The sequence below is a fragment of the Corynebacterium sp. sy039 genome, from assembly GCF_007904105.1.
GTDB lineage: Bacteria > Actinomycetota > Actinomycetes > Mycobacteriales > Mycobacteriaceae > Corynebacterium.
The window spans coordinates 1,976,000-2,001,545 of sequence record NZ_CP042325.1 but is presented as its reverse complement, the minus strand read 5'-3'; the positions used below and the strand labels follow the sequence as shown (position 1 = coordinate 2,001,545).

At 49.1% G+C, this 25,546-nt stretch carries 25 protein-coding genes; 23 read left to right on the top strand and 2 right to left on the bottom strand.

What is annotated here, in order from left to right; genetic code table 11:
- The first annotated feature begins 159 nt into the window (after positions 1-159).
- Genes mshA through FQV43_RS08980 form a run of 4 tightly spaced genes read left to right on the top strand, consistent with a single transcriptional unit; the run spans position 160 to position 4,232 of the window.
- Positions 160-1,452 carry a D-inositol-3-phosphate glycosyltransferase gene (gene mshA / locus FQV43_RS08995; protein WP_210415241.1) on the top strand — a complete coding sequence of 431 codons (1,293 nt, stop codon included), beginning with the start codon at positions 160-162 and terminating at the stop codon, positions 1,450-1,452.
- A 57-nt stretch (positions 1,453-1,509) separates the two neighbouring features.
- On the top strand, positions 1,510-2,256 hold the full coding sequence (locus FQV43_RS08990) for a phosphoglyceromutase (protein ID WP_146340098.1): 747 nt from the start codon (positions 1,510-1,512) through the stop codon (positions 2,254-2,256).
- A 20-nt stretch (positions 2,257-2,276) separates the two neighbouring features.
- Positions 2,277-3,533 (top strand): cell wall metabolism sensor histidine kinase WalK, encoded by a 1,257-nt coding sequence (locus FQV43_RS08985; protein WP_144275240.1) that lies wholly within the window; start codon positions 2,277-2,279, stop codon positions 3,531-3,533.
- 9 nt (positions 3,534-3,542) lie between these two features.
- Entirely contained in the window at positions 3,543-4,232 is a 690-nt protein-coding gene (locus FQV43_RS08980; protein ID WP_144275242.1) for a response regulator transcription factor, read from the top strand.
- On the opposite strand, the gene FQV43_RS08975 is transcribed toward FQV43_RS08980, so the two are convergent.
- On the bottom strand, positions 4,229-5,164 hold the full coding sequence (locus FQV43_RS08975; protein WP_146340096.1) for a hypothetical protein: 936 nt from the start codon (positions 5,162-5,164) through the stop codon (positions 4,229-4,231). The genes FQV43_RS08980 and FQV43_RS08975 overlap by 4 nt on opposite strands.
- A 31-nt stretch (positions 5,165-5,195) precedes the next feature.
- Between FQV43_RS08975 and FQV43_RS08970 the strand changes: the two genes are divergently transcribed.
- From FQV43_RS08970 to FQV43_RS08945, 6 genes are all read left to right on the top strand, one after another.
- The gene (locus FQV43_RS08970) at positions 5,196-6,155 is read left to right on the top strand and encodes a Ppx/GppA phosphatase family protein (RefSeq protein ID WP_144275246.1); all 960 of its coding nucleotides are present in this window, start codon (positions 5,196-5,198) and stop codon (positions 6,153-6,155) included.
- Entirely contained in the window at positions 6,152-6,934 is a 783-nt protein-coding gene (locus FQV43_RS08965; protein ID WP_146340094.1) for a DUF3021 domain-containing protein, read from the top strand. Before FQV43_RS08970 ends, FQV43_RS08965 begins: the two co-directional genes overlap by 4 nt.
- A gap of 433 nt (positions 6,935-7,367) precedes the next feature.
- A complete protein-coding gene (locus tag FQV43_RS08960) occupies positions 7,368-8,576 on the top strand; it encodes an MFS transporter (protein WP_168195084.1) in 1,209 nt (402 codons plus the stop codon).
- Positions 8,577-8,654: 78 nt separating this feature from the next.
- Positions 8,655-9,464 carry a pyrroline-5-carboxylate reductase gene (gene proC, locus FQV43_RS08955; RefSeq protein WP_144275252.1) on the top strand — a complete coding sequence of 270 codons (810 nt, stop codon included), beginning with the start codon at positions 8,655-8,657 and terminating at the stop codon, positions 9,462-9,464.
- 205 nt (positions 9,465-9,669) lie between these two features.
- Positions 9,670-9,861, top strand: coding sequence for a helix-turn-helix domain-containing protein (locus tag FQV43_RS08950; RefSeq protein WP_144275254.1), 192 nt, complete (start codon positions 9,670-9,672; stop codon positions 9,859-9,861).
- 240 nt (positions 9,862-10,101) lie between these two features.
- Positions 10,102-10,203, top strand: coding sequence for a 30S ribosomal protein bS22 (locus tag FQV43_RS08945; RefSeq protein ID WP_003402602.1), 102 nt, complete (start codon positions 10,102-10,104; stop codon positions 10,201-10,203).
- Positions 10,204-10,252: 49 nt separating this feature from the next.
- Here FQV43_RS08945 and FQV43_RS08940 read toward each other — a convergent pair whose 3' ends face one another.
- Positions 10,253-11,302: an HAD family hydrolase gene (locus tag FQV43_RS08940; protein ID WP_370511222.1), complete on the bottom strand. Its 1,050-nt coding sequence runs from the start codon at positions 11,300-11,302 to the stop codon at positions 10,253-10,255.
- 146 nt (positions 11,303-11,448) lie between these two features.
- Here FQV43_RS08940 and FQV43_RS08935 point away from each other — a divergent pair, with 146 nt between their 5' ends.
- The 13 genes from FQV43_RS08935 to FQV43_RS10255 all read left to right on the top strand — a co-directional run bounded on the left by FQV43_RS08935 (position 11,449) and on the right by FQV43_RS10255 (position 25,537).
- Positions 11,449-11,697 carry a glutaredoxin family protein gene (locus FQV43_RS08935; RefSeq protein ID WP_144275258.1) on the top strand — a complete coding sequence of 83 codons (249 nt, stop codon included), beginning with the start codon at positions 11,449-11,451 and terminating at the stop codon, positions 11,695-11,697.
- Positions 11,698-11,788: 91 nt separating this feature from the next.
- Positions 11,789-13,177 carry a glutamyl-tRNA reductase gene (locus tag FQV43_RS08930; protein WP_146340090.1) on the top strand — a complete coding sequence of 463 codons (1,389 nt, stop codon included), beginning with the start codon at positions 11,789-11,791 and terminating at the stop codon, positions 13,175-13,177.
- A gap of 36 nt (positions 13,178-13,213) precedes the next feature.
- Entirely contained in the window at positions 13,214-14,110 is an 897-nt protein-coding gene (hemC, locus tag FQV43_RS08925) for a hydroxymethylbilane synthase (RefSeq protein WP_144275262.1), read from the top strand.
- Positions 14,110-14,967 (top strand): uroporphyrinogen-III synthase, encoded by an 858-nt coding sequence (locus FQV43_RS08920; protein ID WP_168195083.1) that lies wholly within the window; start codon positions 14,110-14,112, stop codon positions 14,965-14,967. Before hemC ends, FQV43_RS08920 begins: the two co-directional genes overlap by 1 nt.
- 4 nt (positions 14,968-14,971) lie before the next feature.
- The gene (gene hemB / locus FQV43_RS08915) at positions 14,972-16,057 is read left to right on the top strand and encodes a porphobilinogen synthase (protein ID WP_168195082.1); all 1,086 of its coding nucleotides are present in this window, start codon (positions 14,972-14,974) and stop codon (positions 16,055-16,057) included.
- 8 nt (positions 16,058-16,065) lie between these two features.
- Positions 16,066-16,674, top strand: coding sequence for a hypothetical protein (locus FQV43_RS08910; RefSeq protein ID WP_144275268.1), 609 nt, complete (start codon positions 16,066-16,068; stop codon positions 16,672-16,674).
- A gap of 8 nt (positions 16,675-16,682) precedes the next feature.
- Positions 16,683-17,156 carry a hypothetical protein gene (locus FQV43_RS08905; protein WP_144275270.1) on the top strand — a complete coding sequence of 158 codons (474 nt, stop codon included), beginning with the start codon at positions 16,683-16,685 and terminating at the stop codon, positions 17,154-17,156.
- A 54-nt stretch (positions 17,157-17,210) separates the two neighbouring features.
- A complete protein-coding gene (locus FQV43_RS08900) occupies positions 17,211-19,880 on the top strand; it encodes a heavy metal translocating P-type ATPase (protein ID WP_371710942.1) in 2,670 nt (889 codons plus the stop codon).
- Positions 19,881-19,905: 25 nt separating this feature from the next.
- Positions 19,906-20,973 carry a uroporphyrinogen decarboxylase gene (gene hemE, locus FQV43_RS08895; protein WP_146340085.1) on the top strand — a complete coding sequence of 356 codons (1,068 nt, stop codon included), beginning with the start codon at positions 19,906-19,908 and terminating at the stop codon, positions 20,971-20,973.
- 62 nt (positions 20,974-21,035) lie between these two features.
- Entirely contained in the window at positions 21,036-22,454 is a 1,419-nt protein-coding gene (locus tag FQV43_RS08890) for a protoporphyrinogen oxidase (RefSeq protein ID WP_146340083.1), read from the top strand.
- Positions 22,455-22,623: 169 nt separating this feature from the next.
- Positions 22,624-24,195 (top strand): hypothetical protein, encoded by a 1,572-nt coding sequence (locus tag FQV43_RS08885; RefSeq protein ID WP_146340081.1) that lies wholly within the window; start codon positions 22,624-22,626, stop codon positions 24,193-24,195.
- 159 nt (positions 24,196-24,354) lie between these two features.
- On the top strand, positions 24,355-25,419 hold the full coding sequence (locus tag FQV43_RS08880; RefSeq protein WP_146340079.1) for a hypothetical protein: 1,065 nt from the start codon (positions 24,355-24,357) through the stop codon (positions 25,417-25,419).
- Complete coding sequence (locus FQV43_RS10255; protein ID WP_256371488.1) at positions 25,406-25,537, top strand: hypothetical protein; 132 nt, start codon at positions 25,406-25,408, stop codon at positions 25,535-25,537. Before FQV43_RS08880 ends, FQV43_RS10255 begins: the two co-directional genes overlap by 14 nt.
- Positions 25,538-25,546 lie beyond the last annotated feature (9 nt).

The following is a 25,546-nucleotide window of genomic DNA, read 5'->3' as shown; positions in this document are numbered from 1 at the left end:
CTGTGCCGTATTTTCCCTGTGCTTTCGCGTCGGAAAGCTAATGTTGGTTACTGTTTCGTAGGTTAGCAGAACTCTAGCCAGGATAGCATGAAAATATGAGGAAAAGCTCATGGTTGTTACTGGTGTCTTAGATGGGCAGAAATAGTGAGAAAAGCTACTATGAGTGGTATGCGCGTTGCCATGATTTCTATGCATACTTCACCTTTATCTCAACCAGGTGTGGGCGATGCAGGTGGAATGAATGTTTATATTCTCAACATTGCTACCCAATTAGCTCGTCAGGGGATTAAAGTCGATATATTCACCAGGGCAACGTCGTCCAGCCAAGGTGATGTTATCTCTGTTGCTCCTAATCTTCGGGTGGTCAACATTGTGGCAGGTCCTTATGAAGGGCTTGCGAAAGAAGAACTGGCAACACAATTAGCAGCATTTGCCGGCGGAATTATTCAGTTTGTTAAATGTGATGATGAGCTGCGCCATGACGTGTATGACCTCATTCATTCGCATTATTGGTTATCGGGGCAAGTCGGTTGGCTATTGCGCGACCTGTGGGAGGTTCCTTTTATTCATACAGCGCATACCCTGGCCTCGGTGAAAAACAGGTATCGTGAGCAAACGCTGAGTAGTGAATCAGAATCGCGTCGGATATGCGAGCAGCAATTGGTCGATAACGCTGATGTCCTGGTAGTAAATACCTTTGAGGAAACAAATGACCTCGTGCGCCATTACGACGCCACTCCAGAGAAAATTGCGGTGATTTCCCCAGGGGTAGACACCACGCTTTTTACCCCAGGTACCGCGCGCAATACTGAGACAGCGCGCAGGAACCTCGGTATTCCCATGCACGCTAAAGTCATTGCTTTTGTGGGGCGGCTGCAAAAATTTAAGGGAATCAATGTGCTCTTAAACGCCCTTGGTCGCATATACGACGCCGATCCCAATGCACAAATCCGCCTACTCATTTGTGGTGGTGCCTCGGGTTCTGAAACGGTAATGAGCCAATATATTGAGCTTACGCATCAGCTTGGTATTGCTCATCGAGTGCGTTTTTTGCAGCCACGTCCACCCACAGAGTTGGTGGAACTCTATCAAGCAGCAGACATTGTTGCTGTGCCAAGTTTTAATGAGTCCTTTGGCTTAGTAGCTATGGAGGCTCAGGCAAGTGGCACCCCTGTGGTTGCCGCAAAGGTAGGTGGCTTGCCCATTGCCATTGCCGACGGTCAAACAGGGATACTCGTCGATGGGCATGACCCGGATGATTGGGCTCAGGTGCTCAGCTCTATCTTGGACGATGACCAAATGCGCAATCAAATGGCAGAAGAAGCGGTATTGCACGCTGCTCATTTTTCGTGGGAAGCAGCGGCAAGCAAAATGGCAACAGTGTATTCCGATGCTTTGACTGCTGAGATACCGGTGTGCCGTGATCGTGACGCTTATGGTGGCACAGAATAAGCAGAATAAGTTGCATGAGTGCTGGCTTGCGACACAATTCCGTGGCAGACTAGAGCCATGACTATCGGAAAGTTAATTTTGCTTCGACATGGGCAAAGCGAATGGAATGAGTCTAATCAATTTACTGGTTGGGTGGATGTTAATCTCACAGCTCGTGGTGAACAAGAGGCACAGCGTGGTGGGCAACTATTAGCGGAAACAGGAAATTTGCCTGATATTGTTTATACCTCTTTGCTGCGTCGTGCTATTCGCACTGCGAATATCGCCCTGAATGCGGCAGATCGCCACTGGATACCAGTTGTGCGCGATTGGCGCTTGAATGAACGCCATTATGGTGCTCTGCAAGGATTAAATAAAGCAGAAACCAAAGAAAAGTATGGCGATGAGCAATTTATGGCGTGGCGTCGCTCGTATGATACTCCGCCACCAGCGCTGGCTGATGATAGCACCTATTCTCAAGCGCATGATGTTCGTTATCGTGAGCTTGACGCAGTGCCACAGACAGAATGTCTTAAAGACGTGGTAGAGCGATTTATTCCTTACTATGAGAGTGAGATTTTGCCACGAGTAAAGCAGGGGCAAACAGTGCTTATTGCTGCTCATGGTAATTCCTTGCGTGCATTGGTCAAGCACCTTGACAATATCTCAGATGCTGATATTGCTCAGTTGAATATCCCAACTGGTATCCCATTGGTCTATGAGTTAGATGAGTCTGGGGCAGTGCGTAATCCTGGTGGTAATTATCTTGATCCACAGGCAGCGGCAGCAGGTGCTGCAGCAGTTGCCGCGCAGGGTGCCAAATAAGTCGCTACAGTATCTAATCAGTGAATCTTTTAGCAGCTTTTCTCTTGGGTGTGGTCATGACTGGCCTCGCCCTACCTGCGTTTAAGTGGATTCACTCCTATGTGCGTAAACATCGTGTTGCTACCACCCTGGCAGACAATAAAATCACCACTATCAGCCAAGTGTTGCACCTGACAGTGCAGGGTTCTTTGACCGGTGTGGTTGTCGTAGAGCGTTCTGGGGCAGTGGTGCTTTCTAATGGTAGAGCCCATGATTTGGGTCTGGTGCATGAGCGTACTCTCGTGCAAGAAATCCAAGAGCTTATCGACGAAGTCCTAGACGATAAAGAAACTCGAGAAATTGAGTTAAAAATACGCAAAAGGCGTACTGGTTCCAGAATTACCTTGGTGCGTGCCGTCGTGAAGCCACTGACTTTGGCTGATGATCGTTTTGTGATTGTGTATGCCTCTGATGAGTCAGAAAATGCTCGTATGGAATCTGCTCGCCGGGACTTTGTTGCCAATGTTTCTCATGAGCTCAAAACCCCGGTGGGCGGTATGGCATTATTGTCCGAGGCATTATTAGAAGTGGTTGATGATCCTGAGCAGGTGGAGTATTTTGCAACCCGCTTGTATAAAGAGTCGCATCGACTTGCTGACATGATTAATGAACTCATTTCTTTGTCTCGGCTCCAAGGTGCTGAGGCATTACCTGATATGGAATCTGTATCAGTTAATGAGGTTATCGAAGAGGCGCTTAATCGAAATATCCTCTCTGCAGAAAATGCTGGTATTGAATTAAGGCGCTCTAAGGCTGTCGATGTCTCCATTATGGGAGATAGGAATCTCCTGGTTACTGCGGTAAGTAATCTCATTTCTAATGCGATTAACTATTCTCCTTCAGCAATGCCAGTCACAGTTTCTACCAAAAAGGTTGATGACAATACCGTGCATATTCGGGTTACTGACCACGGCATTGGCATTAGTGCGGAAGATCAAGAGCGGGTGTTTGAGCGCTTTTTCCGCGTCGATAAAGCCAGATCGCGTTCCACAGGCGGTACTGGTTTAGGGCTTGCGATTGTGAAGCACGTTGCGGCGAATCATGGCGGGCATATCAAAGTGTGGTCGCGGCTTGGTACTGGCTCAACCTTTACGCTTGAGCTGCCTATTCGTCAGGCTAAAGCGCATCAAGAAATTCCTAGTGAAGATATCCAACCAGATTTGTCGTTGCGTTCTGCGGCGACTGCCAAAAACACCGGATCTGTAATATCTAGAGCAACCTCGCGTAAGAAAGGTTAAGATAAGACAATGACAACAATTCTGCTGGTTGAAGATGAAGACTCATTGGCTGAACCATTGATCTTTTTGTTAAAAAAAGAGGGTTTTGAGGTAGTCCACGCTTCCGACGGTGCGAGTGCATTGGTCGAGTTTAATCGCAATGAGATTGATATTGTGCTGCTTGACCTCATGCTTCCCGGAATGTCAGGCACTGATGTGTGCAAGAGATTGCGTGCCGTTTCCTCTGTGCCTGTCATCATGGTTACTGCTCGGGATTCAGAAATCGACAAAGTTGTTGGTTTAGAACTTGGTGCAGACGATTACGTCACCAAACCCTATTCTTCTCGAGAACTGATCGCCAGGGTACGCGCGGTACTGCGTCGCGGTGGTGATAGCAATTACGAGGAAGAAGAAAACGAGCAGATTCTCGTTGGTGGTCGTGTGCGCATGGATATTGAACGCCACACAGTTACTGTCGACGGCATGCAAGTGCAAATGCCGCTCAAAGAGTTCGATCTCCTCGAGTACCTCATGCGCAATCATGGTCGAGTTCTCACTCGTGGTCAATTGATTGACCGCATCTGGGGAGCTGATTATGTTGGTGACACCAAAACTCTCGACGTCCACATCAAGCGTTTGCGCTCCAAAATTGAAGAAGAGCCTTCTTCACCACAGCACTTACTCACTGTGCGCGGTCTGGGCTATAAATTCGACTTCTAATCACCTTCTTGAACCTGCTGCTGGGCAGCACGCGTAGCTGGGTGCAGTGCAAAAACCTCAGGTGCTGCACCCAGTTTTTTCACCTCGGCACGCTTCGTGCAATGGTGAGCCAGCAGCTCATAGCAGGTATCGCCAATGAGCGCGCGTAATTCTTTTTCCTGACTCTGCCACAGCGGTTGGGCATTGCGATGGCACGCAGGTGCGCTGGTGCAATACCAGTCGAAATCCTCACCGCCATTACCCCACCCGCGACGTTCGTACTCGGTAATGGTGGTGCGCAAAATCTCTACGCCATCTGCTCTTTGCTCATAAGCCTCTATCCTGCGCAGTGGGAGCTGCCAGCACACCTCAGGTTTTACAATCGTTAAATCTTGATGCTCAGCCAAAGCCCATTGGTGCAAGGCACATCCTGCGCCGGTGGGCCAGCCTGGGCGGTTGGCGAAGATGCAGGCGCCGTCGATAAGCGCGGTTTTTAAGGCTGGTTCTGGTTCGCCTTCGTCATTATCGAGTTCGTCCCATTCTAGCCAGGGTTCTAATTCTTCTGGCTCGCCGTGGGTGAGATAGGCGTCGGTGGTGTCTGGGCGTAATTGCCAAAAACGAGCTGGCATTTCGCTGACGGCATTATAAAGTTGGTCGCGGTCGGTTTCGTCGCTGAGGAAAGCGCCGTGGACACAGCATCCGACGCTAGGGTTGGTTGCGTCAATGCCATGGCAGTCGGGGGTGCCGAAAGCACAGGAATAGTGCGACTCTAACCATGTTAAATCGAGGCTAATAATGTGTTCGTTATCATCGGGATCAACAATTTCGAGCCATTGTCTAGGAAAATCAGGTGCCAATTCCATACCAGCGTGTATTGACTTTCCTGCAGGTGAATGGGCAGGAAACCCTAAATTGATAACAGATTTCTTATTTTTTTCTTCGCCTAAGTTCACACTTGGACACGCTACCGTCTAACCTTAGAATGTGCGATTAGGTGTATTAGATGTGGGTAGTAATACGGTTCATCTCGTGGCAGTCGATGCCAAGCGGGGTGGTCGTCCAACTCCCATGAGCGATTGGAAAACCACACTCAAGTTAGTGGAATACTTAGATTCCGATGGTGCAATTAGTGCCAAGGGTATTAGTAAACTGACTGATTCAGTTGCTGAGGCGCGTGACCTTGCCCGCCAGCTTGGCTGTGATGAACTCAAGCCTTTTGCTACCTCAGCAGTGCGTTCTGCGAGCAATGGCAAGGAAGTATTGGAGCATATCGAAAAAGAAACCGGTGTGCGTCTTGAGATTCTTTCTGGTGAAGACGAAGCTCGTTTAACATTCTTAGCTGTTCGACGTTGGTATGGTTGGTCAGCTGGTCGCATTATTAACCTCGATATTGGTGGCGGCTCCTTGGAGTTGAGTACTGGTATGGACGAAGAAGCCGATGCCGCTTTTTCTCTTGACCTTGGTGCAGGTCGCCTGACTCACGAGTGGTTTGATACTGATCCACCGGAGCGCAAAAAGATCAATTTGCTGCGCGATTATATTGACGCAGAACTTGCCGAGGCAGCGCGGGGTATTCGTTCTCATGGTGCGGCGCGTTTGGCAGTAGGTACTTCTAAAACCTTTAGAACTTTGGCGCGTTTGACCGGTGCTGCACCGTCTTCGGCGGGTTCTTTTGTGAAGCGGGAACTCACTGCGCCAGGTTTAAGGCAGTTAATTGCGTTTATTTCCCGCATGACGGCGGCAGACAGGGCAGAATTAGAAGGTGTGAGTTCTCATCGTTCTCATCAGATTGTGGCAGGCGCTCTCGTTGCTGAGGCTGCTATGCGTGCACTGGAAATTGAGCGATTAGAAATTTGTCCGTGGGCATTGCGCGAAGGCGTTATTTTGCGTCGTCTGGAAAAGGATTTGCCGCAAACTGTTGATGAGGAAGGCAGGAAGAAATGAGTGAGGAGCAACTAACCGTTGCACAATTGTTGTCGCGGGAAAAGAAAAACTCTGACCCTAATTCTCGTCCTAAGCGACGCCGTCGGCATAGCATTGAAGAAGGCGGTATCTCAGTAGCTGAGCTTACTGGTGGTATTCCTAGGGTCGATGCGAAGCCCGTGCAGCCAAAGCATACGTCACAGCCTTTGGACGCAGAAGAAGACACTGCCGACGCAAGCACATTGGTTCTTTCTGTGGTAGATGAGAAAGACCCAGTGCGGCTTACCACAGGCTCAATTCCGGTGATAAAGACGGAAAACACTCGTGAGGATGTGCAAGAGGCGTCGGCCAAGCCAGCTAAGGTGGTTGCACCACAAGCACAGGCTGAGGAATCAGCGGCAGTATCAGCACCAGAATCAGCACAGGAAATGCACGGCAGTAGCGTCGTTAAGCTAGCTGATGAGGATAAGAGCGTTGCCGCTGAGTCTGTTGAAGCTGAGGAGGCTGAGCTAGACGAGGAATACGATTACGACTACGAGGAAGAGGAATCTGTCTCGGTAGGTGCGGTTATTCTGATGTCTATTGTTGGCATTGTGTTGGGCGTTATTATCTTCAAGGTGTTTGAGTTCTTGTGGATAGCGTTTAGTAAGCCGGCGGTGAGTGTTATTGCTGTGGTTACGGTAGCCATGCTCATTGGGTTGGTGTATTTCTTGCGTACTAATCGTGATCGACTCAGCATGATTCTTGCTGGGGCAACTGGTTTGGTGCTTACCTTTGGTCCGTTGCTCACTATTGGCTAGAGGAGCTAGCCATATGCGGGCTGGTCGCTAGGTGCCCGGTTGTGTTCGCCTTGGGAAGCTAGGGTGTATTGATTATTGTGGCCGTCAGTTGGTTTTGGACTGGCGGTTTTTGTTTATTGCGAGTGGTTTTAGCCCCGCTAAGGGGTGTCCCACTTAAAACTATTGCATGATAGATATTTTTTGTTAGTGTGAATAACACCAAACTCTCTGCTAAAGAGACTCCATTACCTGCATATCATGCTGTTTCGACGGAAAGGGCTGAAAATGGCTGCGGCAGTATCTGACCTAAAATCTATGACTTGTTAAATCGGGCACCATCTCGTGTGCCCGAATTGATAAAAAGCGCACGAAGCAATTAACGCTAAAGCGATCGTAATTCTGCTTGGACTTGTGCTGTATAAGCACACAATTATGCTCTTTTAGGGAGACGCACGTGCGTAGATTTTATTGTCTGTTAACGTTGGCAAATATCGCTGATGGTATTGGATATACTCTGATACCTTTATGGGCAGCAGTACAGGGGTTTGGTCAGTTTCCTGTTGCTCTTATTGCTGTTTTCCAGTTACTTCCGTGGATGAGTAGCCCTTTTGTTGGGGTGTATATTGATCGCAGTGGTGCTCGCCTCCTGCTCAAATCTACAACATGGGTACGTGCGGTTGTTATGGTGCTCATGCTTTTGTTGAGTTTCGTCAGCGCTAATCGAAGCTATATGTATTGCTTATTTCTGGCGACGGCTTTGGTCGTTGGGCTTGTGGATATGGCTACTGATGTGTCGGCGCAGTCGCGTGCGTCGGAAGTAATTGTTGACGAGCAAAAACGCATTAAGGCGTTTTCTCATATTGCGATTATTCAGACGGTATGTGGCACGCTCTTGGCTCCTGCGTGTGCGGGTTTTCTTAGTGATCAGTCCATGATGATTATTTTTTGGTCCTTGTTTTTGCTTTCTGCTGTGGCGGTTGCCTTTTCTGAGGATCGCAAACATAGCAAACGAGGCGGGAGTGCTTATGCTCATCTAGGATTGTCTGTCAAAACCCAAGAAAATACAGCTAATCCATTTCATGAAGCGGTGGCGGGGTTTGTCGCTATTCGACGTCATGGCTGGTTGTATCGTTCGATGTTGTGTGTTGGCATGATGAATATCATTTCTTCTGCTAGTTCTTCAGTGGCGTTGGTTTACTATGTGCAGGATTTGGCAGTTTCTGCGCGAACTATTGGGTTGTCGTTTGCGATTCTTGGTGTTGCTGCAGTGTGTGGTGGGTTTTTGGCTCCTATGTTCGCGGAGCGGTTGGGCTTTACTGGCGCAATCGCGCTTGGTGTCTTAGGGCTGTTGATTGATTTTGCTGCTCCGGTGGTGACGCACTCATTTGTAGCTATTGTGGTTATTTCTTTTGGGGCGAGTATTCTTGCCCCAGTTTTCGGGATCACGATGATCGCTAAGCGTCAGGAGGTTGCGCCGAAGAATATGGTTGGGCGGGTCAATGGCGTGTTTCAGTTTGTGGGGGTTGGTTTTGCCCCATTGGGTGCTTTGGTTGGTGGGTGTGTGGCGGAGTTTTTAGGTGCGTTACCGGTGTTGTGGAGTGCGTGTGTGGTTGCTGTTGTTACTGTGTTGGTTTTTCGTCCGTGGCAGATTGTTTCTGTGTGACCTAGGGGATGAGAATCGTCGGTAGTGGTTTTTATTGGCAAAGTAGACACAATCTGATAATCGTGGCAGGGTGGACGCATGAGTTCTATAGCGATTATTGGTGGCGGAAAAATCGGTGAGGCATTAACCGCAGGGTTGGTTGCCAGTGGGGTTAATCCTGCTGATATTCATGTGACTAACCGCAATCCGCAGCGTGGTGCTTATCTCAAGCAGACCTATGGGGTGGTGCCTTTTACTGAGAATACCTCAGCAGTTGATGAGGTTGATGTGGTGTTTTTGTGTGTGAAACCCAAGCAGATCATCTCGGTAGTGGAAGAAATCTCTGATGTGGTGGATAACAACACTGCGACGACTATCGTTTCTATGGCGGCTGGTATTACTAATGCTGCTATTGAGGAGGCGTTGGCGGCTGGTGCGCCGGTGGTGCGGGTTATGCCTAATACGCCTATGTTGGTTGGTGCTGGTATGTGCGCAGTGTCTCCAGGGCGCTTTGTGGGGGAGGAACAGCTTGATACTGTTCTGGAGCTGCTGCGTAGCGTGGGTAGCGTGCAGGTGATCGACGAGGCTGATATGGATGCGGCTGTGGCGATGTCTGGTTCTTCGCCGGCGTATTTATTCTTAATCGCTGAGGCAATGATTGATGCTGGTGTGCACCTGGGCTTTGACCGGGATACTGCTCGAGAATTGGCAACGCAGGCATTGTATGGTGCGGCGACGATGCTCAAAGAGACGGGGGAGGAGCCTAGTCAATTGCGGGCTAATGTTTCTTCTCCCGCTGGGACGACGATTACCGCTATCCGTGAGCTTGAGGAGTCGGGTATTCGTGGTGCGTTTTATCGGGCAACCCAGGCGTGTGCGCAGCGTTCTCGGGAGTTAGGCAAAAAATAATTTTAACCCCTTGGGTCACTCTGAAAACGCTATATACAGTGCTTTTCTTGAGACGCAGGGGGTAAATTGCATCACTGCAATTATTTTTAGCAATCTCAAGTCGCAATAGTCACATACTTCACGCTAGACTTTAACAAGCACGTCCGTGACAAGTCTGCGGGAGGGGAAGCCTGCAGCGCGGTATTGCTTGAAGGGTGATATGAATATGGCAAGAGAAGAAAACGGTACCTTTTTAACGGTTGCTGAGGTCGCAGAGATTATGCGAGTGTCCAAAATGACTGTGTATCGGTTAGTTCACTCAGGTGAATTGCCTGCAGTTCGCGTTGGTCGCAGTTTCCGTGTTCACGAAAAGGCTGTCAACGAGTATTTGGACTCCTCATACTATGAGGTTGGCTAATACTTAACAGTTTTCTTGTTAAAAGGCGGTGTGGTTTTCCACACCGCCTTTGCTTATGTATTTCAGCCTTCTGTCGTGTGTGCTACTGCGCTTGCCGCTGTGTACCTTGTAGCGCTTTCTATTGTGTTCCGCTGATTGATATTTTGTTCTGGCAGGGCTGGTAGGTAAGATGTTGTGCTGATTGTCAAAAAGGGTAGTACGTCATTAGTACAGTTAGTTGTGGAAACGAGGGAAACCAGTATGGGTTCTGTCATTAAGAAGCGTCGTAAGCGTATGTCCAAAAAGAAGCACCGCAAATTATTGCGCCGTACTCGCGTGCAGCGTCGTAAACTTGGCAAGTAAGGGCAAGTAAGAACCCCATGTTGGCCCTGTGTTTGTGGGCTGCATGGGGTTATGTGCCTCGTCGTTTGAGTAGTAGCCAGCTGCTATAGCTAAACGCAGTAGTGATGAGCGCCGGCGCACCAAATTGGCGAATTGCTTTGCGGATACTGCGGTAGTCTTTAATTTCCCAACCTAATTTTTCCGCGTGCTTGCGCAGTTGCCTATCGGGGTTAATGGCAACGGCAGTGCCCATCATAGACAGCATGGGAACATCGTTGATGGAATCGGAATATGCGGTACACCGCGCCAAATCCAAACGCTCTAGAGTGGCCAGAGCTGCGACGGCGTGCTTTTTCCCGGGACCATGCAAGATATCTCCGACGAGCCGTCCAGTGAACTTGCCATCTTTTACTTCGGCAACGGTGCCTAGTGCCCCGGTGAGCCCTAGGCGTCGCGCTAGTACCTGGGCTAATTGTACGGGGGTGGCACTGACTAGCCATACTTGATGACCGGCGGCAAGATGCATTTCAGCCAGTTGCTTGGTTCCTGGCCAGAGTCGATCACTGATATTGCTATCAACAATTTCCTCACATAATTCCAGCAGCTCGTCGACGCTTTTGCCTTTGATGAACTCAAGCGCTTGCCTGCGTCCTTCTGCCACGTCTTGTGCATTTTCGGAGCCAGTGAGTCGGAATTTGATTTGTTTCCACATCACTGGGATTATTTCCGATAATTTGAGATAGCGTTTTTTAGCCAACCCAAGTGCAAAGACAATGAGAGAAGAGCCTTGGATCAAGGTGTTATCGACGTCGAAGAAGGCGGCAACCCCATTTTCTTGTGGTATCTCTGGGTCGGGGGAGTTGATGTGTAAGCCACCTGCTGCCTCGATGGAGCCACTGACAGAATCAAGCCCTGAGGTGTAGTCGTCGAGCTCTAAGCCAAATAATTGTGCGACTGATATTGCTGCGGCAGCTTCCCCAGCTTCTTGTTGTGTCTTTTCGCTGAGTGGAGGCAGGGCTAGTTCTTCAATAAATCTGCGCATGCTGCCATGTGTTCCTGACCAACTTGCAAGAAACTCCTGTGGTGTTTGATGCCAGGAAGGATCTGGAATAGTGCTCACAATATACTCTTCACCGATTTTCTTTTGCCGTCTATAGCGCTTAATGCTTAGTCTTTTCTCTATGTTAATCTGCTAAGAGTGATCTTGCTTAGTTGTGTCACCATCTCCTAAGCATCTTTATATAAAAGAAAGTCTTGCACTAGCTTATGTCTGCTGAAAATGCTCATCATGTGGTTTTGCTGAGTCGTCGTAGCTGCGGTTCGTGTGCGCGCGTCGCGCAGCAAATTGAGCCGGTCGTTGCTCAGGCGGGTGCGTCATTTCAGATTCTTGATGTGGATTCTGATTCGGATCTAGCGGCAGAGTTCGGGGATCGGGTTCCCGTTGTGCTTATCGACGACGAGGAGTTTGCCTGCTGGGAAGTCGATAATGCAGAGTTAGCTCAGGCTTTGTTGTGAACTGCCCGTGGAACTACTAGCGTTATACATCGGAATAACTGTTAGAAGTCAATCTTTTGGTTGATATGTTGTGAAAGCGGTGAGATCAGTCGTGAGTGCGCTTGTTGTGGGAATGTCACATCGGTCAGCACCAGTGGCACTTCTGGAACAGCTCAGCATGGATAATGATCTAAAAACAGATACCACGCGACGTTTAGTTGACCGTCCATCTCTAGCTGAAGCAATGATCGTCTCTACCTGCAATCGCTTTGAGGTCTATGCTGTCACCTCTAGTTTTCACACGGGCGTGAGCGATATTGTCTCTGTCCTCCACGAAGCAAGTGGCGTAGATATTGAAACACTACGCGGCTATCTCTATGTTCGCTATGCCGACGCCGCGGTAGAACACGTTATGGTCGTAACCGCTGGTATGGACTCTATGGTCGTGGGCGAACAACAAATCATTGGGCAGGTGCGTAGCTCTTATCATGAGGCAACCCAGAATGGCACCGTCGGCCCTACACTACATGGGCTGGTGCAAGCCGCACTTCATACTGGTAAGCGCGTGCATAATGAAACTGATATTGATGAATCTGGTGCCTCAATGGTGTCTTTTGCCCTTGAGCAAGCCCTCGTAGCTATGGAACTTGACCCAGCTGAAGCCCAACCTTTGCGCGGGAAAAAAGCGTTGGTGCTGGGTGCAGGAGCAATGGCATCATTAGCGGCAACTCATGCGGGACGCTTAGGGGTGGCAGAACTCATTATTGCTAATCGCACGTTTGAGCGTGCGCAACGGTTGGCACACCATGCCCATGAAGCTCAGGTGAATGCGCGAGCTGTACCTTTTGAGGAGCGTGACAGCGTATTTGCTGAGGTAGATTTGATTATTTCTGCCATAGGTGCAGCACATACGCGTACGATGAGCGGGGAACAGGTAGCGCAGATTACTCACCCGTTAACCTTGGTCGATCTGGCTTTACCTCGTGATATTGACGATAACGTATGCGACAATCCACACATTCACCTGATCAATATCGAAAAACTCCATGCCAGTATGCATCATGGTGCCCAAGGCGCTAGTCAAGCTGCACAGCATATTGTCAATGAAGAACTAGCTGCATATAACAGTGCACAAAGAATGCGTGATGTGGTTCCGGTGGTATCGGCGCTACGTCGTCAAGCTGCAGATATTATCAATACAGAGCTTGCTCGCCTGGAGGCTAAGGCCCCAACAATGAGCAAAGAGCACAGCATGGAAGTGCATAATACTGTGCGCCGGGTCGTCGATAAGCTCTTGCATCAACCGACAGTACGGGTGAAAGAATTAGCCGCAACAGCCCAGGTAGTGCCCTATGACCAAGCATTACAGGAATTATTTGGGTTGCAAGGATCGCCAGGGCAAGACCGCAGCGTAAAAGTAGGCGTAGAGGAATTGCCAGATAATTCGGTAGTAACCTTGGGCATTACCGACGCCCAACGAGCAACAGCTGGTCTGCAATAGCACCAATAGCACATAGTAGAAAAGTAAGGCGAGTATATGAGTACCGAGCTTCTGATCGGAACACGCGGCAGTCTCTTAGCCACCACGCAAGCAGGTCATGTTTTGCAAGCACTAGAACAAAACGGTCATGCGGCACAGTTGCATATTGTTACCACTGTTGGTGATGTCAATATGGCACCGGTAGAACGCATTGGCGTAGGAGTGTTTACCCAAGCATTGCGGGAGGCATTAGCTGCTGGAGAATGTGATATCGCTATTCATTCTTTTAAGGATTTGCCCACCGCACGAGATCCTCGCTTTCATCTCGTTGTGCCCACGCGTGCCGACGCCAGGGACTGCCTGGTGGCAAGAGATTCTTTGACCTTGGCGCAATTACCTCAGTCAGCCAAGGTAGGCACAGGTGCTCCCCGACGAATTTCGCAGCTCAAAGCATTGCGTCCTGATCTAGATATTCGTCCATTGCGCGGCAATATCGACACACGCATTGCCAAAGTTCATCAAGGCGAACTCGACGCCATTGTGCTTGCTTATGCTGGATTGGTGCGCGTCGGAAAGCAAGAATACGCTACTGAGATTTTTGACCCCGAGCTATTTTTGCCAGCTCCTGCCCAAGGCGCATTAGCGATTGAATGTCGCCATGATGATGAACGCGCTCGTGCAGCAATAAGCTCAGTAGTGGATGAAAAAGCACAATTAGCAGCAGAGACAGAACGACGCATACTCCAACGCCTAGAAGCCGGATGCACGGCACCAGTTGCAGCATATGCCCAGGTTGAGCAAGAGAATATCACGCTGAGCGCAGCTGTGATATCCCTTGATGGCACCACCACAATCCACCATAAGCTCACCGGAGCTGTCAATGCTGCACCCGAGCTTGCCGAGGAACTCACAACATGGTTACTCGCCCAGGGTGCAGGAGATATCCTCTACTAATGTGCCTCTCTGATTCTCAGGCTCATGCTCAGAACACTGCACTTCGCGGGTGGACAGTGTGGGTACCGCGCGCTAAAGAACAAGCGGGAGCTATGAGCACACTGCTATCGACCTATGGTGCTCACGTACAATCATTGCCCACAATTGCCATCGAACCAGTAACAGGGGCACAACGAGCAGCTATACATGATGCGTTAGCCGAAGTAATAGCTGGAAAATATGAGTGGGTAGTCTTTAGTAGTGCTAATGCCGTGCGCACACTACACACCGCGGTTAACACACTTCCCACCAGCGACGCTGAGCACGCTAACACTGCACTGCTTCGGCTCAACGTGGCGGTCGTCGGTGCTAAAACTGCTGCGGTTGCGCGTGAGTATGGGTATGACCCCACGGTGATTGCCCCGCGCCAAGCCTATAATGCTGAGGGCGTGGTGGCAGCGCTGGGTGTGGCGGCAGATGGTAGCTCTCGAGTGTTTTTGCCTCGTGCTGATATTGCCACTCCACAGTTGCGCGAAGGCTTGCGCGAGTTGGGGTGGCAGGTTACTGATTTAGTGGCTTACCATACTGTGCTGGCGCCTGAACCTAGCGACGAGGTGCGAGCCTTATTTCACCACGTACAACCAGCTGCCATTTGTTTTACCTCGGCGTCGACTGTGCGTAATATGCTTGCCCTGATGGGGGATATTCCGCAACAGGCTATTATTGCTTGTATTGGTCCAAAGACACAGCAAGCAGCGCAGGAGGCTGGATTAGTGGTATCAGTGGTACCAGAGGTTGCCTCGGCAGAGCATTTAGTGGAAGCACTTGTGCATTATGTTGCGCAGCGTGATTATTGTGCTGATGAGGGTGGAGAGTAGGAAAATGAGGAGTGAAGCAATGGCAGGTACCGCAGATACCACGGCTAAGGATGGTGCGCTCGTAGATTGTGATGTAGCGAGTTCACCTGCGCCTATCGTTCGTAGACCGCGCCGGTTAAGAACTACCCCTGCTATGCGTAGTCTTGTTGCGGAAACGACCCTTGCGCCACAGGATTTCATTTTGCCTATGTTTGTTGCCGAGGATATTGAGCAGCCGCGTGAAATTAGCACTATGCCTGGGGTAGTGCAGCATACTATCGACTCGCTCTTAGCTGCGATTGAGCAAGCCCGTGCAGTGGGTATTAGGTGCGTGGATATTTTTGGTGTGCCGAGTCCTGCGCATAAAGATGCTCAAGGTAGTCAGGCCTGGGAGGAGTCGGGAATTCTCAATAGGGCATTGCGTGCTGCTAGAGAGCGTTTTGGTGATTCAGTGCTGCTTATGGCAGATACGTGTCTTGATGAGTTCACTGATCATGGGCATTGTGGAGTGCTCACTGAGAATAGTCATGGTGAGCAGGTGGTCGATAATGATCGCACGGTAGCGCTGTACCAAAAAATGGCGGTGGCGCAGGCACAGGCGGGTGCACATATTGTGAGTCCATCGGGCATGATGGATGGGCAGATTCTTGCTATTCGACGTGCTCTCGACGTCGCTGGTTATCAGGATGTGGCCATCATGGCTTATTCCGCCAAATATGCTTCGGCTTTTTATGGGCCATTCCGTGACGCAGTAGGTTCTTCACTTGTTGGTGATCGACGCACGTATCAGCAAGATCCAGCAAATGCTACTGAATCACTTTTGGAAGTTGAGTTGGATATTAGCGAGGGCGCGGATTTTGTTATGGTCAAACCAGCTATGCCGTATCTTGATGTTGTGTCCAAAGTAGCTGAGAGTTCTCGAGTGCCGGTGGCGGCGTATCAAGTCTCTGGTGAGTATGCGATGCTTCATGCAGCTGCTCGCAGTGGCTGTTTTGATTTAGAATCAGCAATGATGGAGTCATTGATCGCTATTAAACGAGCCGGTGCACAACAGATTTTGACGTATTTTGCAGTGGATGCTGCAAAGATACTGCGTGGGGCTAACAAGTAAAGGGATATATGAATACATCGAAACACTCGCTTTCTAGCGGTGCGCCACAAAAACCAGAATCTATGAGAGATGGTGAACGCTTGTGGCTATTGGTTTTTGCCGGTGAGATTATTCACGCGGTGTGCTCTGCGATTTTAGCGTGGCATACTCGTGGGGTTAGTCGTAAGCAAGTGCGCGAGTTATTGCCTGCAGGAATGCACTACAGTGATAAGTTGTTAGATCTTTCCTTGGCGATTTCTATTTTCTTAAACCTGTGTCTTAGCTTGGTGGTATTGAGTTTATTCTTTTGGGCTTATCGCTCAGTGGTGACGTCAGGAAAATACGCATTACGCAGTAGGCGGATACTCAATTTCTTTGCCGTATATTTGGCAGTGCGTGCATTTTTTGTGTTCTTTTCTGGTTCTCTTACACCGACGACGATTCCCATCTATTTCACCGCTTTCGATGGGTGTGTCCAAATCCTTATTGGTGTTGGTGCGATTATGGCGTTGGTTTTCTTTAATCAGAAAGAAGTACAGTCATGGTTAGAGAATAATAATGACGATAACCCACCTGGTACTGCTGGGAAGTTAAACTATTCACAGCACACTTCTGCCGACCACCGTAAGAAAAGGTAAAGCTCACCGTGACCAGTATGTTTCCTTCGCCTTATCGCCCATCTCGGGGTGAGAAAGCACGTGAGCGTCAGAATGTGCGCCCACCTATTGCTTTGTATGCTACGTATTATTTGGCAATTATCATTGCTATTGCGCTTATTGTGTCGGCACTTGTGCTCTTTAGTGTCCGTGCTCCACAAGGAGTATCTACAGAATTAGCGCAGATAGTGGCACGTAACCATCGCTTTTTGGCGGTAGTGAATCTTCTTGGTGGCCTGTGCCTTGCTGGTTTGGCGGGAAAGTTTTTTTCTTCCGCTAAAAATGTGCGTCGTTTTTACCTTGCTATTTGTGTTTTCCTTGTTGCTTTTAACCTCATAGCTATCATGTTAAAAATTGGTGGTATAGGGTTAATGATTATTGTGTTTGCCATTATTGTCGACGCAATGCTGTATTTTCACCCATCAGTTAGTTCGTATTTTGAGATGCGAAAAGCACGGAAATGATGAGAGCCTTTCTTCATGACAGCGCAATCTGATAAAAACTCGACGAAAAAATCCATGCCTATCACTGGTGATAGTGAGGATCTTAGCCTAGCGCGTGCTATTGATAACGCTAAAACTGCTGCAGCTGAAGCCGGGATCGATACTCGATCTTTGCATGCGCATTTGGGCAGGAGAATAGGAGATGATCCTGCGTCGTCGATGTCGCTCGACAATGCTGCTGATGCACAAGATGCGCGTACCTCCTTTGCTTTTGAGTTAGATAATTTGCCGAGTGCTGCTGCTATTGGTGATATTGAAGCAAAAATTAACGAGATTGACGGTATCAATATCCGCATTGTGTATTCCACTGCTATGGCTTGGGTAAGTGCACCGCGTTCTATCGAAGCCCATGAGATTAGTGCCATGCTGGAAGAGTTTGGTATGAGTGCTGTGCTTACTGAAGCCTCGTTACAGCGTCGTATTGCATGGACTGATGTGGAAGATGGGCGGCATATTCGTGCTCAGCGTCGTCAACATCGACGGACTCGGGCACGCAATGTGTCGGCACGGTTGCGCAAGCAGATAGAAGATGATGCCAAGGCGATTCAGGAAGCCAAGCGTTCAGGTTATCTTGATAAAACACCTGAGCGTGGGAAGCGTGAGAAAAAGGAGCGTTCTCATTCTGGCAGCACGGTGCTCTTTACGGCACGTGCATTACTGACTGCGCGTCGTTTTTGGGTGAGTTTGGTTTTTTCGATTCCGGTACTACTGATTAGTTATTATCCTGATCTGCAATTTGATTATTGGCAGTGGGTGCTCATTGCGTTATCTATACCAGTGGTGTTTTATGGTGCTTGGCCGTTCCATCGCGCTACCATAGCTGGTGCAGCGCGTAAAAAGCCAGCATTAGATTCTGCAAGTTCGGCAGCTGTGTTATTGGCATGGATATGGTCAGTGTGTTTGGTGGTGTTTACCAGCGCGGGTGTGCCTAGCTATCGCATGAATCCTCAGTGGATTTCTATTGATGCAGCGCGGTTCGACGAAGGAACCTTGTTTTTTGACGTTGCGTGTGGCATGACCTTGCTGCTTTTGGGTGGGCGATTGCTCTCGCATACTACTCGAGTGCGTTATGCTGATGTGCTGGCAAAATATCGCCCAGATCCTTCTGCTTTGGTGACAGTGGCTACCAAAAATCGCAAAACTGGGCAATCGGAGAAGCAACAGCGGGCAATTCAGAGTCTTAATGTAGGTGATGACATCATCATTGAGCCTGGTGAGATTATTCCAGTTGATGGTGCTGTTATTGGTGGGCATTCGGAAGTGGATGCTCGTCCTTTTGGTATTAAAAGTTTCTCGGTTAAGGTGAAGTCTACTGTTTATGCTGGTTCTGTTAATAAGAAGAATCGGTTGAAGATTCGGGTGCGCAATACCGGGTATCGGACATGGATTGCAGCGGTACATCGTTGGATTGATCAGGCTTCGCGTCAGCAAGATGCTGCTGATGAGCGTGCTACGTATTCGGCAAGTATTTTGGTGCCTATTTCCTTATTTTTGGCAGCGTGTACTTTTACGTTTTGGTCGATGGGTACTGGAAATATCAATCATGCTTTTGCCGCTGCACTTGCTGTGTTGGGTGTGGTTGCACCGGTAGCTCTTGCTGTTTCAGCCTCAGTTGCTACTCGGCAGGGGCTGGAAACCGCAGCTCGCAGAGGTATTCTCATTGCGCAAGTGGATAATTTGCGTCAGCTTGATCAGGTGGATGCTGTGATTTTCAACCGAGTGGGTACCTTGGCGGAAAATGACATGATTGTGGAGACTGTTACTGCTGATCGTGGTGAAAATCCTGAGTTGGTGTTGCGTGTTGCGGGCGCTATGGCCTTAGAAAGTAATCATCCACTTTCGCGCGCGTTGGTGCGTGCTTCTCGTGAGGCGCGTGATCAATCGACTGATGAGTCGATTCCTCATCGCTTGGAGGCGTCTCATCATGAGTTTGATGATGATGGCAATTTTCATGCAATGGTGGAAATTCCTATTACTGATTCTGAGGGGGATACTCAATTACGTAGTGTGGAGGCCTATTTGTGGCGTCCGCGTAATCTTTCGCAGCTCAGTGGTCGTCTTGCTGCCGCAGCTTTGTCGGGTGGTATTCCTATTGTGGTTGGTTGGAAAGGCAAAGATCGTGGCGTGATTACTCTCCAGGATCATGCGAAAAGTGATGCTACTGAGGCGGTAGATACGCTGGAGGCAATGGGCATTGAAACGATGATGATGAGCAGGGATACGTATCCAGTTGCGCGTCGATATGGCGATTCTGTGGGAGTGTCTCATGTTCTTGCTGGTGTGCAGCCTCGGGATAAACCTCAAGCAGTGCGTTCTATTCGGATTCATGGTGTTAATGCTGCGGTCGTGGGTGATCCAAGTATTAAAGAGTGTTTCCGCGTGGCCAATGTGGGAATGTTGCTTGGTGCGCTTGAAAATGTGGATAATCCGAGCGAAGTGGATCATATGCATAGCGATATTGTGTTCTTGGAAGATCGGGTAGCGCCTATTCCGTGGCTGTTTCGCTTTGCACGCCGAATCAATAAAATTGTGCACCAAAACTTTGTGTTTGCCTGGGGTTATAATGTTCTTGGTTTGATTGCTGCGTGTGCGGGTTTGATTCATCCGATGATTGCTACCGCTTTGATGTTGGCATCCTCAATTCTCATTGAGTTACATTCACGATTGTCGCGCAAGACCGCATAATACGCATAATAATTAGAAAGGCATAATGTCAATGAGCTCTAAGCGCACTTTGCTCAATGCTCCGCTTATCGACGCTATCCAAGGTAATAAGCCCAGCCGGCGACCGGTATGGTTCATGCGTCAGGCGGGGCGCTCTTTGCCTGAGTATCGCCAAGTGCGAGCGGGCATAAATATGTTGGACTCGTGTTTTATGCCAGAGTTATTGGCAGAAATAACCTTGCAGCCGGTGCGTCGCCATGATGTTGATGCGGCGATTTTATTCTCGGATATTGTGGTTCCACTCAAAGCAGCTGGTGTGGAGATAGATATTGTGCCTGGTAAAGGGCCTGTGGTTGCTCAGCCAATTCGCAGCCTTGACGACGTCGACCGCTTGGCAATTTTGGATGCCGAAGTGCCAGAGGTAACTCAGGGTATTGAGATGATTTTGGGGGAGCTTACCTCGACGCAGGCGCTTATTGGTTTTGCTGGTGCTCCGTTTACCTTAGCTAGTTATTTGGTGGAAGGCGGACCGAGTAAGAATCATGAGCGGACTAAAGCGATGATGCACGCTGAGCCAGAAACGTGGCATAAACTTATGCAGCGTCTTGTACCGAGTATTGTTAGTTTTTTACGGACTCAAATTGCCGCAGGTATTGACGCTATGCAGTTATTTGATTCTTGGGCAGGTTTCTTGAGCGAAAGAGATTATCGGGAGCATGTGCTGCCGTATTCTCAGCAAATTTTTGCGGAAATTGCGCCTGCGGAGATTCCGCGGATTCACTTTGGGGTGGGTACTGGTGAGTTGCTTGGGGCAATGAGTGAGGCAGGTTCTGAGGTCATGGGTGTGGATTGGCGCGTGCCTCTTGACCAGGCTGCTGGGCGTATTAGTGCAGCTAGTGGGGTGAAAGTTGTGCAGGGTAATTTGGATCCAGCGTTGTTATTTACTGATGAGAATGTCCTGCGAGAGCATATAGCTCGTATTTGTGCTGAGGCAGATCGGGCTATTGATGCGGGGCAAGCGCGAGGACATATTTTCAACCTAGGGCATGGTGTATTGCCGACTACTGAACCAGAAGCGATTACTCGTGCAGTTGAGATTGTTCACGAGTTCTAAATGTGCATATCGCATATATCAATATCAAAGCGCACGTTAAGCAGATGTGAGGAGACAAAGCCATGCGCATTGCTATTATCGGAGCAGGATTAGCAGGGCTCACCTGTGCCTATAGTATCCATAAAGAGAACCCGCAGGCTCAGGTTGAGGTGTATGAAGCAGCTGATCGCATTGGCGGCAAACTCTACACGGTGCCTTTTGCCTTTGGGCGAGTGGACATGGGGGCAGAGGCTTATGTGGCTTTTCGACAGGATGCAACCGAGTTTTTCCATGAACTAGGACTTGGCGAGGATCTGGTATCACCGAGTGGTCTGCCTTCGCTGATTTATAGTGGTGGGGCAGTACATCCTATGCCTCGTGACACTGTCATGGGCATACCAGCTGACTCGGCTGGTCTGGCGGGGATCGTCGATAAAGCTACTGCGCAACGCATTGACGCAGAGGCGCAAGCTGAGGGGATTGACTGGACTGAGGCGGATCAGAGCCTCGGTGCGCTTGTGCGTGAGCGCTATGGTGACCAGGTGGTTGATCGGGTTGTGTCGGCGCTGCAAGGAGGGGTGTATTCCTCTTTGTCTGATGATCTTGGGGTGCGTGCTACGTTGCCGGAGTTGGCGCATACTTTCGACGAGTTGCGTGCCGCTGGAGAAAAAATCACTTTGAGCGGTGCGGTCGAGCGCATTGTGGCTAAGCGGAAGAGCACGCAGGAGGATCGGCAATCTCGTGGTGAATATCGCCCGCAGGTTTTTAGCACTTTCCGACATGGGTATGCTCAGTTGTATGAGACCTTGGCGGAGCAGTCGGCGGCGCAGATTCATATTGATGCTTTTATTTCTGGAGTAAAAAAGACTGCTGGTGGCTATCAGCTTAGCGGTGCGGGAACTGATACAGCAGAGTTCGACAAGGTGATTTTTGCTACTCCAGCTCCTACGACGGCATTGCTGCTCAAAAGCATTGATCCAGAAATCAGCGCAGTGCTTAAGAAAATCAAGTTAGCGAGTTCTGTTGTCGTAGGCATGAAGTTTGATTCTGCCGAGGGCTTGCCTGATAACTCGGGAATTCTTGTTGCTGCCGACGAGCCTGGTATAAGAGCAAAAGCGTTCACATTCTCCTCAAAGAAATGGCCGCATATTGCTGCCGCTGTCGACGGTGGTGCCGTGGTGCGTGCATCATTTGGTAGATATGGTGATGACGCTTTAACCCGAGCTGCAGAAGATGATTTGGTCGATTATGCTCTCGACGATCTCCAGAAGGTTACCGGCTTTGATGGTAGAGCTGCTGGGCTTGCTGAGATCTATGTGCAGCGTTGGTTTGGCGGGTTGCCGGTTTATGATTTGCATCATAATGAGATTGTCGCTCAGGTGGAAAAACTTATGGCGGCGCATTCAGATATGGCATTGGTTGGTGCCTGGGTGAATGGTGTGGGAGTACCTGCTGTTATCGCACAAGCGCGCCAAACGGCAGCGAAACTGATGGGGAAATAACGACGAATAAGATCGTGTGATTGAGTTGTGGCTCGCAAACAGTAGAGTGGTGTTTTTTCTACTCTGTGGTTATGATGAGAAATGCTTTTAGGTTTTTCTCAGCTTTGTGTGGTTGAGGGGAATTTGAGAAGTGTTTTTGTTCTTTTTCCTAGGAAGAAATTGAGGAAATATGTTTTTACAACGTTTTGCTAAGCGTGCTGCGGCTGTGGTTGCCGTAAGTATGCTTGGTTCGGGTTTTCTAGCCCCCCCCCCCTCAGTATTAGCCGGTGCCGGCGGTACTGATAACTACCAGGGTGGCGCTGATAATGTTCATGGTGCATGGGGTGGTGCGAACTGTGACACTGGTTCTACCTGTGTGAAGCAAGTGGGGGATGAAACACAGGTTACCTGGCAAGTACAATTGGCATCATTGGTGAGATCCGAGGATCACATCCAAACCTCTCGTGGTGCCCAGATTATGATCCCATCCACTGTCAAAGATGTATCCATCAAACTCACGCATATGCCGATTGAAGGCGCAGATTTTGATGAGAGTTCTATGCCTGCGAAGATGGTGGATTACCAGGTTCCTATTGTTGATTCAATGGAGGAACTAGCAGATAATGACACGTATGGATTGTCGTCGTTTGTGAAGAATCCTGATGGTTCTTTAGCTGATGATAAAACGGGTATATATGGTGTTCAGCCTTCTAGCTTTGAGTATCAGCCTGATTGGGACTTCTACCAAATCGGCTTAAACATACATGGTGTTTATACCTTTGAGGTCACCGGTACTGTGGAAGCAGTCGGTGAGGATACCTACATTCCTATTCGCGCTGAGAACATGTTGTGGAAGTGTTCTTCTGAGAAAGGTGGACCTGGTAGCGCTGAAGAGGGTTGCCAGAGTCTGAAAGATTATGCGTGGGGTCGTACTGATGAACTACCTCCTGTGTCTATCCCAATGATCCCTGAGGATGAATCTGCATCTTCAGCTCGTAAAGTAGAAATCGAGCAGCGTAATAAAGAAAACGCTTTAGAAAATGAGCGTATTGCTAATCTGTATGCTGATCAGGGCACGGTGCATGGTTTGACGAGCGTGGGTTCGTGTGCGGTTACTCGTAATACTGGTCGTTTCGACACGATTGGTAAAGATATTGAAACTGCTGGTGACAAGTATGGTAAGTACGCGCAGACGTTTAATCTTCACTTGAACCCTGCAGTGAATTATTATGGTGCACTCAATGGTGGCGAAGATAACTGTGATCAGGGCTTCCAGCACATTACGTTGTGTCCTGATGAGGAGACTGAGGTTCCACCTAGTGAGGAGCCTGTAGAGTCTGAGGAACCAACGCCTTCCGACGAAGAGGAGGTTGAGCCTGCTAAGCCTTCCAAGGAAACTGAAGAACCACAGGAGTCTGAGGAACCAACTCCAAGTGAGGAAACTCAGGAACCTACTCCTTCTGAGGAGCCTGAGCAGGAGAAACCTGTGAAGCCGACTGAGTGTCCTGAGGAGCGTGAGGAGCCTAAGATTCCTGTTGTTCCACCAACTTTCCCTGACACAGACACTGATTCTGAGGTTGTTACCACAGTGGTAGAACCTGAGGATAAGGAAGAACCTGCTGAGCTTAAGCCAGAATCTAAGCCAGAGCCTAAGACTGTTATCTCTGAAAGTGTGAAGGATAACGTCGCTAAGCAGGCTAAGACTGTTGCGAAGAAAGACCGTCCTAAAGTTACTACTGGCGGACATCTGCGCGTAGCGTAATGATTTGTTTCATGCAAGAGTCCTGGCACCGATGGTGCTAGGACTTTCTTCGCGTCTTAGGATAAGATAAGAAAGATTTTAGGTTTATCTCAGCTTAAAGTTACTTCCTTGCCTGTGTGTAAGAGTTGATTATTTTCCCTAGAAGAGAAAAGAGAAATAATGGTATTGAATCGTTTTGCTCAGCGTGCTGCGGCTGCGGTTGCCGTTGGTGTGCTTGGTGTGGGTTTTCTATCTCCCTCCTCGGTATCAGCTACGGGCGGTAGAACTTACTCTAGTAACGTTTTTACTGATACTGTCCACGGTTTTTGGGGTGGTGCGAACTGTGACACTGGCTCTAGTTGTGTGAAAGAAGTAGGTGATGAAACACAGGTCACCTGGCAGGTCCAATTGTCACCTTTGGTGATGTCTGAGGATCACATCCAAACTACTCGTGGTGCCCAGATTATGATCCCATCCACTGTGAAAGATGTATCCATCAAACTCACTCATATGCCGATTGAAGGCGCAGATTTAGAAGAGAGTCTTGTGCCTGCGAAGATGGTGGATTATCAGGTTCCGATTGTTGATTCAGTGGAGGAACTTACTGACAATGACACGTATAAGGTGTCGTCGTTTGTGAAGAATCCTCATGGTTCTTTAGCTGATGATGAAGGGGCTCTATATGGTGTTGAACCTTCTAGCTTTGAGGAGCAGCCTGAGTGGGATTTCTACCAAATCGGCTTGAATGCGCCGGGCTCATTTACTTTTGAGGTCACCGGTACTGTTGAGGCTGTTGGTGAGGATACCTATGTGCCGATTCGGGCTGAGAATATGTTGTGGAAGTGTGCTCGAGAAGGTGGTGGACCTGGTAGCGCCGAGGAAGGTTGTTTATCTCTGAAAGAGTACGATTGGGCGCGTACTGGTGAATTGCCTCCTGTGACAACTGCTGAGCAGTCTGCAGAAACTCGTAAAGCAATTGTTGATTTGTATGCTGAGCAGGGTACGAAGCATGGTTTAACTGGTGTGGGAACCTGTGCGGCGACGGCGGATATTGGTCGTTTCGATACGATTGGTAGTGATATTGAGTCGCCTGTTGGTGATCGTTATCAGAAATATGCGAAGACGTTTAATATTCACTTGAACCCTGCAGTGAATTATTATGGTGCACTGCTTGGTAGTGAAGATAATTGTGACCAGGGGTTCCAGCATATTACTTTGTGTTCTGATGAGGATGTTGTGTCCTGATGAGGAGCGTGAGAAGTCTAAGACTGTTATCTCTGAAAGCGTAAAGGATAATGTCGCTAAGCAGGCGAAGAAAGACCGTCCTAAAGTTACTACTGGTGGACATCTGCGCGCTGCGTAATGATTTGTT